The organism is Enterobacter sichuanensis (assembly GCF_002939185.1).
GTDB classification, from domain to species: domain Bacteria; phylum Pseudomonadota; class Gammaproteobacteria; order Enterobacterales; family Enterobacteriaceae; genus Enterobacter; species Enterobacter sichuanensis.
This window is the reverse complement of the sequence record NZ_POVL01000009.1, coordinates 35923-47340: the sequence shown is the minus strand read 5'-3', so window position 1 is coordinate 47340 and position 11418 is coordinate 35923. Positions and strand designations below refer to the sequence as shown.

Here is an 11418-nt window from a genome sequence, read left to right as displayed (position 1 = left end):
ACAAAAATGTGCTAAAGGTAAGTTATCTATTTGTAATTAAAGGGAATTTAAGTAATTTTACATTGAATGAATGCCCTTGCAGGGCGTAGCGGAGTGTGATCTGACTCACTATCTGAAAGCGGTATTATCAATGCAGCATGCTGAATAGCGGTTTTTTAACAGAATATTACGCTGCTGTGGGGGTTAAACCCGCATAAAGTCACTGTTTTTCAGAGGTGGCGCTATAAATGAAAAAAACAATCAGAACATAAGGAAAAGTAATCACTGCTGGCGTGAATGAAATTGCAGTAATCCTGAGTAGTTATTCATATAGGTAAAAGCCGTCCAGGGCGATTGATCCAAGTCATCGCCGACAGAGGCTAAAAGTGGCAGGCTTGTCCCCTTTCTCCGGGACGGTCTATCAGATTATGCAGTTACAGAAATTAGTCAATATGTTTGGTGGGGATCTTTTGCAGCGGTACGGGCAAAAGGTTCACAAGCTGACGCTGCATGGCGGGTTTAGCTGCCCAAACCGGGACGGGACGATCGGGCGCGGGGGCTGCACGTTCTGTAACGTTGCGTCATTTGCAGACGAGGCCCAGCAGCATCGCTCTATTGCCGAACAGCTTTCTCATCAGGCGAGTCTGGTAAACCGCGCCAGACGCTATCTGGCCTATTTTCAGGCCTATACCAGCACGTGGGCGGAAGTCCAGGTGCTGCGCGACATGTATCAGCAGGCTGTCAGCCAGGCCAGTATTGTCGGGCTCTGTGTGGGTACGCGGCCGGACTGCGTACCGGATGCGGTGCTGGATCTGCTTAGCGAGTATAACGATCAAGGCTACGAGGTTTGGCTGGAGCTGGGCCTACAGACCGCGCACGACAAAACCCTGCACCGCATCAACCGTGGTCATGATTTCGCCTGCTACCAGCGCACTACCCGTCTTGCCCGTGAGCGCGGGTTGAAAGTCTGCTCGCATCTGATTGTCGGGTTGCCTGGTGAAGGGCAGCGGCACGGCCTGGAGACGCTGGAAAAAGTGGTGGAGACCGGCGTGGACGGTATCAAGCTGCACCCGCTGCATATCGTGAAGGGCAGCATTATGGCCAAAGCCTGGGAAGCCGGGCGCTTGAACGGTATCGAACTTGACGCCTATACGGTGACGGCGGGGGAGATGATTCGTCACACGCCGCCGGAGATTGTCTACCATCGCATCTCTGCCAGCGCCCGCCGTCCAACGCTTCTGGCACCCTTGTGGTGCGAGAACCGCTGGACGGGGATGGTGGAAATTGACCGCTATCTTCAGGAAAACGGCGTGCAGGGTTCGGCTCTGGGGCGCCCGTGGGTTCCCCGTCTACCGGCGACGGCCGCCTAACAGGCTCCCCAGCATGCCGCGCACTATCTGATTAGTCACCTGCCGCGCAGCGCTCTTCGCCATGGTTTGTACCACGCCGTCGCGCTTACCGCCGCGCGGCCCGGTGCTACCAAACAGGATATCTTTGAGCCCACCGAGAATACCGTCATCCACCGCCACCGACTGCCCTTTAGCGGCAGGGGCATCCTGCGATTCCGTTGTCGCCTGGACCCCTTTTTGCAGCATCTCAAACGCGGATTCCCGATCCACCTCGTCTTCATACTTCCCGTACACCGGGGAGTGGTTAATCAGGCCGTTGCGTTCATCGTCCGTCACCGGTCCCATCCGCGAACAGGGAGCGATCACCATCGCGCGTTCCACCACGGACGGGCTGCCCTTCGCATCCAGGAATGAGATCAGCGCTTCACCGGTGCCTAACGCCTGAATAGCGGCTTCGGTATCAAAAGCCGGATTGGCGCGCATGGTTTGCGCAGCGGCTTTCACCGCTTTCTGATCTTTCGGCGTAAAGGCGCGCAGGGCGTGCTGAACGCGGTTACCAAGCTGGCCAAGCACGTTATCCGGGATATCAGACGGGTTTTGCGAAACAAACCAGACGCCGACGCCTTTAGAGCGGATCAGGCGAATGACCTGTTCAATCTTGTCCAGCAATATCTGCGGCGCATCGTTGAACAGCAGGTGCGCTTCGTCGAAGAAGAACACCAGCTTTGGTTTTTCCAGATCGCCTGCTTCGGGCAGTTGTTCGTTCAGCTCGGAGAGCATCCACAGCAGGCTGGCGGCATAAAGCTTCGGCATCTGGTAGAGCTTCTCTGCACTGAGGATATTGATAATGCCTTTGCCGTTACTGTCGGTGCGCATCCAGTCTTTGATATCCAGCATAGGCTCGCCGAAGAAATGCTCAGCCCCCTGTTGCTCAAGCGTCAGTAACCCGCGCTGAATGGCCCCTACCGACGCGCTGCTGATATTGCCATACTGGTTCTGGAAGGATTTCGCGTTATCGCCAATGTACTGAGTAATGGCCCGCAGATCTTTAAAATCAAGCAGCAGCAGACCCTGGTCATCGGCAATGCGGAAGATAATATTCAGTACCCCGGACTGGACGTCGTTAAGGTTCAGCAGGCGGGCGAGCAGTAGCGGGCCGAGATCGGAGACGGTGGCGCGCACCGGGTGGCCTTTCTCACCAAAGATATCCCATACGACCACCGGGTTGCCGTGTGGCGTCCAGTCCGTGATGCCAATATTCTTCAGCCGTTCGAGCAGTTTTTCTGAGGCGGTACCCTCCTGAGCCACACCGGTTAAATCGCCTTTCACGTCAGCCATAAACACCGGTACGCCGATCTCTGAAAGCGACTCCGCCAGCTTTTGCAGGGTCACGGTTTTCCCCGTCCCGGTGGCACCGGTGATCAGGCCGTGGCGGTTCGTCATGGCGGGCAGTAAATACAGCTCTTTTTCCAGCGTCCGGGCAATTAACAATGGTGTACTCATGATGCGCTTCCTCTCGTAGTCCTGGGTGGAGTATAGGCAACCTGACGGCAAAAGGGATGAGTAAATTCCTGAGTTTGCGGCGCATTATCCAGCGCGGACTATGCTTTTGCATACGGTTCACAAAATAGTGGGAAACTATGTCCAGATTCTTCTTTAATGACCGCAAACAGCTAGTCAACGATGCCATTGAAGGCATACTGCTCTCTGCGCCCCATGCAAATCTCGTCAAGCTTGATATCGATCCGGCCATCAGGATTGTCGCGCGCGGCGACTGGGACAAAAGCCGCGTGGCGGTGATCTCCGGTGGTGGCTCAGGACACGAACCCGCGCATGCCGGATTTGTTGGCAAAGGCATGCTGACGGCGGCGGTGTGTGGCGATCTGTTTGCCTCGCCGAGCGTGGATGCGGTACTCAATGCCATCGTCGCCGTAACCGGCGATCGCGGTTGTCTGTTGATCGTCAAAAACTACACCGGCGACCGTCTTAACTTCGGCCTCGCGGCGGAAAAGGCCAAACGTTACGGTCTGAAGGTGGAGATGGTGATTGTAGCGGATGACATCGCGCTGCCGGATAACAAGCAACCGCGCGGTATTGCCGGCACCGCGCTGGTGCATAAGATTGCGGGCTATGCGGCGGAGCTCGGGAAATCGCTGAGTGAAGTGCGGGAGATCGCGCAACAGGCCTGCGACAACCTCTGGAGCCTGGGCGTTGCGATGCAAACCTGTAACCTGCCCGGCAGCGAGGAGGAAGAGGGGCGCATTAAGCAGGGCCACGTTGAGCTGGGTCTGGGCATTCACGGCGAGCCCGGGGCGTCCGTGGTGGATACCCAAAACAGCAAAGCCATTATCGACACGCTGGTCACGCCACTGAAAACAGAGGCGGGTGAGGGGCGCTTTGCGGTGTTGATTAACAACCTCGGCGGCGTATCGGCGCTGGAGATGGCGCTGCTGACGAAAGAGCTGGCGCACTCGGCGCTGAAAGAAGAGATCGCGTACCTGATAGGTCCCGCACCATTGGTAAGCGCCCTGGATATGAAGGGCTTTTCGCTGACGCTACTGAAGCTTAACGATTTCTTCGAAAAGGCGATTCATGCCGACGTCGAAACGCTGGGCTGGCAGAAACCCGTGGCGTTTGCGCCCTTGCGCACCGTTGAGCACAGTGCCATTCATGACCGCGTGGAATATACCCCCTCGGACAATCCGCAGGTGGGAGAGTGTGTCTTCTCAGTGACAAAAACGCTGATCCAGCTGGAAAACCGCCTCAACGCGCTGGATGCGAAAGTGGGAGATGGCGATACCGGCTCCACCTTTGCGCAAGGTGCGCGGGATATTGCGCAGCGTCTGGAGGAGAATACCCTCCCGCTTAATGATGTCTCTACGCTCCTGTTACTGGCTGGCGAGCGGCTGGCCACGGTAATGGGCGGATCGAGCGGCGTATTAATGTCGATCTTCTTCACCGCGGCCGGGCAAAAGCTGCATGACGGACAATCGCTCCCGGAGGCGTTGCTCAGCGGGCTGGCGCAGATGAAGCAGTATGGCGGGGCGGATCTCGGCGATCGCACGCTGATCGACGCGTTGCAACCGGCGCTGGAGGCTTTACAGAAAAAAGATCTTCAGGCTGCGGCGCAGGCGGCGCAGCAGGGGGCGGAGGCAACGGCGAAAATGGTAAAAGCGGGTGCGGGACGTTCGTCGTACGTGAATAAAGAGAATCTGGATGGCGTAATGGATCCGGGGGCGGTGGCTGTCGCGGAAGTCTTTGCGGCACTGGCTCGGTAGTCGAAAAAGCCCGGTGGCGCTGCGCTTACCGGGCCTACAAAAACGAACCCTGGCCGGGTAAGGCGAAGCTGCCACCCGGCACTATCACATCAAAAATCCGCTTTTAACACCACGCGATAACGGGCTTTGCCGTCGCGCACGTGCTGGATGGCTTCGTTGATTTTCGACATCGGGTACAGTTCGGTGGTCGGTGCCACTTTGGTGCGCCCGGCGAACTTCATCAGTTTGCGCAACTCGTACGGCGTACCGGTCGCAGAGCCGGATACGCTACGATCCCCGCCGATCAGGGTAAACGCCGGAACCGGCAGCGGCTTCATCACCGCACCCACGGTGTGGAAGTTACCGCCGTAGGCCAGGGCTTCAAAATACGGTTGCCAGTTAAGATCCACGTTAACGGTGTTAATGATCAGATCAAACTGACCCGCCAGCGCCTTCAGCGCGTCCGGATCGCGGCTGTTAACGACTTTATCCGCCCCCATCGCCAGCACTTCCTGTTCTTTCGCCGGGTTCGAGCTGAATGCCGTTACTTCGCAACCCATCGCGTGCAGCAGTTTAATGGCGATATGCCCGAGGCCACCAATACCGATGACGCCCACGCGGCTGGTGGCAGTGATATGGTGCATCAGAAGCGGTTTGAAGACGGTAATACCGCCGCACAGCAGCGGACCGGCGGATTCAATATCAATGCTGTCCGGCAGCGGAATGACCCATTGCCAGTCGGCGCGCAGCTTCTCGGCAAAACCGCCTTTGTTCAGAATGGTGGGAACAGCGCCTTCGAGACAGTTGATCTGATTCCCGCTGATACAGGCGTCGCAGTGCCCACAGCTGCGTGCTGTCCAGCCTATGCCCACGCGCTGGCCTACTTTCAGCCCTTTATCCTGCGCAGCGCTACCGAGCGCGACAACACGGCCAATGACTTCGTGCCCGGCAACCAGTGGATAGCTTGAAAAGCCCCATTCGTTGTCGATCATCGAGAGATCCGAGTGGCAGATCCCGCAGTAATCAACCTGTACCTCGACGTCTTCTGCTTTTAGAACGCCTGCATCGTACTCGTACAGTTCAAGTTCTGCACCCGCCTGCGGTGCGGCGTAGCTTTTTATCTTCGACATCGTGTTTCCCCCGTTGTGGTGTGAACTGAGAGTGTAGAGCATTCAGTTAACCACCGTTTAACAGAAGAGGGCAGCAAAAAGGTTTACAGCGTTTTCAACATCCTGACTTCGCAATCGACATGCCCGGTGCAGCCCAGCGGTGCATCAATATGCTCAAAGCCCAGATGTTCATACAGGCCGATGGCCTCTTTGAGGAAGGCGGTTGTTTCGAGGTAACAGCGGGTAAAACCCTGTTTGCGCGCGTGGTCCAGGGCAAGCAGCGCCAGCTTTTTCGCCAGGCCTTGTCCGCGAACGGACGGCAGAAAATACATTTTTTGCAGTTCGCAGATATCCGGCTCGCTGCAGCTGAGGGGCGCTACGCCGCCGCCGCCGACGACCTGGCCGTTCTGCTCGATGACCCAGTAAGCATGCCCCGGCTGGCTGTACAGCTGAAACAGTTCGTCCAGATTCGGGTCGGCAACCGTGTAGCCTTTATCGGCCGTCAGGCCATATTCGGCAGAAACCGTGCGGATGACGGCGGCGATAGCCGGGTTGTCCTGCACAGCGATCCGACGCATCGTCGTCGCGACGGGAGTGATCACGCTCATAGCATTACTCATTACAAAAATTGACACACATTTGCTGTTAATAGCACCGCGGAAAGGGGAGTGCAAGCGAGGAGTTTTCAGGAAGGATACCCCTTACGCCCTGAAGCGTAAGGGGGTAATAGCATTACAGGGCTGCGATAACCGCCTGCTGCTCAATCAGCTTGGTCTTCGCATCGGCGAAAGCCACCAGACGCTCACGCTCTTTCGCGATGACCGCTTCCGGCGCACGGGCAACAAAGCCTTCGTTCGCCAGTTTGCTTTCGATCTTGCCGATTTCCACGTCGACTTTCGCCACTTCTTTCGCCAGACGCGCCAGCTCAGCATCTTTGTCGATAAGGCCTGCCATCGGGATCAGCAGCTCGGCGCCGTCGATGATTTTGGTCACGGAGACCGGACCTTTGTCATCAGCAGGCAGCACGGTGATGCTTTCCAGGCGCGCCATGGTTTTCAGGAAGGTGTTGTTCTCGTTGACACGACGAACCGCCGCCTCGCTGCAGCCGCGCAGCAGCAACTCCAGTGGTTTGCCCGGGGCGATGTTCATTTCAGCACGGATGTTACGTACCGCTACGATCGCCTGCTTCAGCCACTCGGTATCTGCAGATGCCGCGTCATCAACTTTCGCCGCATCGAATTCCGGGAACGGCTGCAGCATGATGGTGTCGGCATTGATGCCTGCAATCACCTTCACGCGCTGCCAGATGGTTTCGGTGATGAATGGAATGACCGGATGCGCCAGGCGCAGCAGACCTTCCAGGACGGTAATCAGCGTATTACGCGTACCGCGCAGTTCAGCCTCAGTGCCGCCGTTCATGACCGGCTTCGCCAGTTCCAGGTACCAGTCACAGAACTGGTTCCAGGTGAATTCGTACAGAATGCCCGCCGCGATATCGAAGCGGAAGCTGTCCAGCGCCTCGCGGAACGCTTTCACCGTCTGGTTGAATTCCGCCAGGATCCAGCGGTCTGCCAGAGACAGGGTCATCTCGCCGCCGTTGAAGCCGCAATCCTGATCTTCGGTGTTCATCAGTACGAAGCGGCTGGCGTTCCACAGCTTGTTACAGAAGTTACGGTAACCTTCCAGACGCTTCATGTCCCAGTTGATGTCGCGACCGGTAGAGGCCAGCGCCGCCAGGGTGAAACGCAGGGCGTCGGTACCGTGAGCCTCAATCCCGTTCGGGAACTGCTTCTCGGTACGCTTGCGGATTTTCTCTGCCAGCTGTGGCTGCATCATGTTGCCGGTGCGTTTTTCCAGCAGCTCTTCCAGAGAGATACCGTCAACCATATCCAGTGGGTCAATGACGTTACCCTTGGACTTGGACATCTTCTGGCCTTCATCATCACGGATAAGACCGGTCATGTAGACGGTATGGAACGGAACCTGCGGCTTGCCGTCTTCGTCTTTGATGAAGTGCATGGTCATCATGATCATGCGGGCAATCCAGAAGAAGATGATGTCGAAGCCGGACACCATCACGCTGGTTGGGTGGAACTGACGCAGCGCGTCGGTGTTCTCCGGCCAGCCGAGTGTGGAGAAGGTCCACAGTGCGGAGGAGAACCAGGTATCCAACACGTCTTCGTCCTGGCGCAGGGCAACGTCTGCACTCAGGTTGTTTTCCTGACGCACTTCATCTTCGCTACGTCCTACGTAGACGTTGCCTTCGTTGTCGTACCACGCCGGGATACGGTGACCCCACCACAGCTGACGGGAGATACACCAGTCCTGAATGTCACGCATCCAGGAGAAGTACATGTTTTCGTACTGCTTCGGCACGAACTGGATGCTGCCGTTCTCAACCGCTTCAACAGCCGGTTTCGCCAGCACGTCGGCACGCACGTACCACTGATCGGTCAGCATTGGCTCGATAACCACGCCGCCACGGTCGCCGTACGGCACGGTCAGATCGTGAGGTTTGATCTCTTCCAGCAGGCCGAGCGCGTCAACGGCAGCCACGATCGCTTTACGCGCCGCAAAACGTTCCAGCTTCTGGAACTCAGCCGGAATGTCGCTTGAGTAAACGTCAGATTCGTTGCCTTTGGTGTCATACACTTCTGCGCTTTCACGGATATCACCGTCGAAGGTCAGAATGTTGATCATCGGCAGGGCGTGACGACGGCCCACTTCATAGTCGTTGAAGTCGTGCGCCGGGGTGATTTTCACGCAGCCGGTGCCTTTTTCCATATCGGCGTGTTCGTCGCCCACAATCGGAATACGGCGGTTCACCAGCGGCAGCACCACGAATTTACCGATCAGATCTTTATAACGCGGATCTTCCGGGTTAACGGCCACGCCGGTATCGCCCAGCAGGGTTTCCGGACGGGTGGTCGCGACCACCAGGTAATCTTTACCGTCTGCGGTTTTAGCGCCGTCGGCCAGCGGATAGCGGATGTGCCACATGGAGCCCTTGGACTCGCGGTTTTCCACTTCCAGGTCAGAGATGGCGGTGCGCAGTTTCGGGTCCCAGTTTACCAGGCGTTTGCCACGGTAAATCAGGTCTTCTTTGTAGAGGCGGACGAAAACTTCTTTCACGGCGTTGGACAGGCCTTCGTCCATGGTGAAACGCTCGCGCTCCCAGTCAACGGAGTTGCCGAGACGGCGCATCTGACGGGTAATGGTGCCGCCAGATTCTGCTTTCCACTGCCAGATTTTGTCGATGAAGGCGTCGCGACCGTAGTCGTGGCGAGTTTTCCCTTCTTCAGCGGCAATTTTACGCTCAACCACCATCTGGGTCGCGATACCCGCGTGGTCAGTCCCCGCCTGCCACAGGGTGTTTTTACCCTGCATACGCTGGTAGCGGATCATGGTGTCCATGATGGTCTGCTGGAAAGCATGACCCATATGCAAACTGCCGGTGACGTTCGGCGGCGGGATCATGATGCAGAAGGACTCTTTGCTTTCGTCGCCGTTAGGCTTGAAATAGCCCTGCTGTTCCCAGTGCTCGTAAAGCGGCTGTTCGATATCGCGTGGGTTATATGTCTTTTCCATTATTTCCAGGTTGCCGTATTCAGGTTAAAACCAGCCAGGCGGTACGCTTTATAGCGTTCGCGCGCCAGTTGTTTCAAAGATTCTTCGTAAGGGACAAAGTCTACCACTTCTGTGAAAGCGGTGGCAAAATCTGCAAAATCTATCCGCAGGCTAATCAGAATATCGCGTGCGCTGCTGCTGCGCTTTTGCGGCCAGGCAATTTCAACCGGTGCGCCGCCGCGTGGGCCTTCGCCTGACAGGTTATGCGGTACAAAGCTCTCCGGCGGGCGCGCCCACAGCGCTTCATCAAGTCGAATCGCCTGCTGTTCATCTTCACAGGCAATCAGCACACGTTTACCTGCGCGCCAACGTTCTGCGGCAATTTCACACACCAGCTGTTCGACGGCGCTCAGGCCATCCTGATGGGTGTCGTTGTCCAGAAGGTAGAACGTTGCATTCTTCATATATGGGGGTTCTTGTTTTGGATTCAAAGGCAAAGCCGGGTGGCGCTACGCTTACCCGGCCTACAGTTTGCTGCCGTGATGACTTACTCGTCGCCGTTAAAACCCGCGCGGTTCAGCAGGAACTGCGACAGTAACGCCACCGGACGACCGGTTGCGCCTTTGGCCTTACCGGAGCGCCATGCGGTGCCCGCGATATCCAGGTGCGCCCAGTTGTACTTGCGGGTAAAGCGTGCCAGGAAACAGCCTGCAGTGATAGCACCACCAGGACGTCCGCCGATGTTCGCCATGTCCGCGAAGTTAGACTCCAGCTGATCCTGATACTCATCACCCAGCGGCAGACGCCATGCGCGGTCGCCGGCCTGCTCCGAGGCACTAATAAGCTCATGCGCCAGCGGATTGTGGTTCGACATCAGACCGGTGATGTGATGGCCCAGCGCAATCACACAGGCGCCGGTGAGCGTAGCGACGTCAATCACCGCTTCCGGCTCGAAGCGTTCCACATAGGTCAGCACGTCACACAGCACCAGACGGCCTTCGGCGTCGGTGTTCAGCACTTCAACCGTCTGTCCGGACATGGTGGTCAGGACGTCACCCGGACGATAGGCACGACCGCCAGGCATGTTTTCGCAGCCCGCCAGTACGCCAATAACGTTAACAGGCAGCTGAAGCTCCGCCACCATGCGCATCACGCCATACACCGCCGCCGCGCCGCACATGTCGTACTTCATCTCATCCATGCCTTCGGCCGGCTTGATGGAGATACCGCCGGAGTCGAAGGTCAGGCCTTTACCGACGAGCACGATAGGGCGCGCATCTTCGGACGGATTGCCCTTGTACTCAATGACCGACATCAGCGACTCATTCTGCGAGCCGTTACCCACCGCCAGATAAGAGTGCATTCCCAGCTCTTTCATCTGCTGTTCGCCAATGACGCGGGTAATGACATTCTTGCTGTAGGCATCGGCCAGCTGACGCGCCTGAGAGGCCAGGTATGCGGCGTTACAGATGTTCGGCGGCATGTTGCCGAGGTCTTTGGCCGCTTTAATGCCGGCAGCAATGGCCAGACCGTGCTGAATGGCGCGCTCGCCGCTGGTCAGTTCGCGACGGGTTGGCACGTTAAAGACCATTTTACGCAGCGGGCGACGCGGCTCGCTTTTATTGGTCTTCAGTTGATCGAAGCTGTACAGGCTCTCTTTTGCCGTTTCGACCGCCTGACGGACTTTCCAGTAGGTGTTACGCCCTTTGACATGCAGCTCCGTCAGGAAACAGACGGCTTCCATTGAACCGGTGTCATTCAGCGTATTAATCGTTTTCTGAATCACCTGCTTATACTGACGCTCATCCAGCTCGCGTTCTTTGCCGCAGCCAATCAGCAGAATGCGTTCGGACAGGACGTTTGGAACATGATGCAGTAACAGCGTCTGCCCTGGTTTGCCTTCCAGTTCGCCACGGCGCAGCAGGGCGCTAATATAGCCCTCACTGATTTTATCGAGTTGTTCGGCGATCGGGGAGAGTCGGCGCGGTTCAAAGACGCCCACAACGATGCAGGCACTCCGCTGTTTCTCCGGGCTACCGCTTTTTACACTGAACTCCATGCACTACGCTCCTGAATCTTAAAGACAACGGCGGCGGCTACGGATAGAATTGAAACCTTTCGTAACTCATGTCCGCTGTTGTGGTGACTTCGTGTTAA

At 57.0% G+C, this 11418-nt stretch carries 8 protein-coding genes; 2 read left to right on the top strand and 6 right to left on the bottom strand.

Annotation, left to right across the window (positions count from 1 at the left end; all coding sequences use genetic code 11):
* The first annotated feature begins 407 nt into the window (after nucleotides 1-407).
* Nucleotides 408-1349 carry a tRNA modification radical SAM protein MnmL/YtqA gene (gene mnmL / locus C5687_RS06330; RefSeq protein WP_104556610.1) on the top strand — a complete coding sequence of 314 codons (942 nt, stop codon included), beginning with the start codon at nucleotides 408-410 and terminating at the stop codon, nucleotides 1347-1349.
* Here mnmL and C5687_RS06325 read toward each other — a convergent pair.
* Entirely contained in the window at nucleotides 1329-2831 is a 1503-nt protein-coding gene (locus C5687_RS06325) for a helicase HerA-like C-terminal domain-containing protein (RefSeq protein ID WP_104556609.1), read from the bottom strand. The two genes, mnmL and C5687_RS06325, sit on opposite strands and share 21 nt — an antisense overlap.
* Before the next feature lie 137 nt (nucleotides 2832-2968).
* On the opposite strand from C5687_RS06325, the gene C5687_RS06320 reads away from it, so the two are divergent.
* Nucleotides 2969-4606 carry a dihydroxyacetone kinase subunit DhaK gene (locus C5687_RS06320; protein WP_047959551.1) on the top strand — a complete coding sequence of 546 codons (1638 nt, stop codon included), beginning with the start codon at nucleotides 2969-2971 and terminating at the stop codon, nucleotides 4604-4606.
* Nucleotides 4607-4695: 89 nt separating this feature from the next.
* On the opposite strand, the gene ahr is transcribed toward C5687_RS06320, so the two are convergent.
* The 5 genes from ahr to pepA all read right to left on the bottom strand — a co-directional run bounded on the left by ahr (nucleotide 4696) and on the right by pepA (nucleotide 11320).
* Nucleotides 4696-5715, bottom strand: a complete 1020-nt coding sequence (gene ahr / locus C5687_RS06315) for an NADPH-dependent aldehyde reductase Ahr (protein WP_059385402.1) — start codon at nucleotides 5713-5715, stop codon at nucleotides 4696-4698.
* A gap of 83 nt (nucleotides 5716-5798) precedes the next feature.
* Nucleotides 5799-6302, bottom strand: a complete 504-nt coding sequence (locus tag C5687_RS06310) for a GNAT family N-acetyltransferase (RefSeq protein ID WP_025756681.1) — start codon at nucleotides 6300-6302, stop codon at nucleotides 5799-5801.
* A gap of 124 nt (nucleotides 6303-6426) precedes the next feature.
* Nucleotides 6427-9282 carry a valine--tRNA ligase gene (locus C5687_RS06305; protein ID WP_025756682.1) on the bottom strand — a complete coding sequence of 952 codons (2856 nt, stop codon included), beginning with the start codon at nucleotides 9280-9282 and terminating at the stop codon, nucleotides 6427-6429.
* Nucleotides 9282-9725 (bottom strand): DNA polymerase III subunit chi, encoded by a 444-nt coding sequence (gene holC / locus C5687_RS06300; RefSeq protein WP_025756683.1) that lies wholly within the window; start codon nucleotides 9723-9725, stop codon nucleotides 9282-9284. The genes C5687_RS06305 and holC overlap by 1 nt, the downstream gene beginning before the upstream one ends.
* A gap of 83 nt (nucleotides 9726-9808) precedes the next feature.
* Complete coding sequence (pepA, locus tag C5687_RS06295) at nucleotides 9809-11320, bottom strand: leucyl aminopeptidase (protein WP_104556608.1); 1512 nt, start codon at nucleotides 11318-11320, stop codon at nucleotides 9809-9811.
* Between the last annotated feature and the right edge of the window lie 98 nt (nucleotides 11321-11418).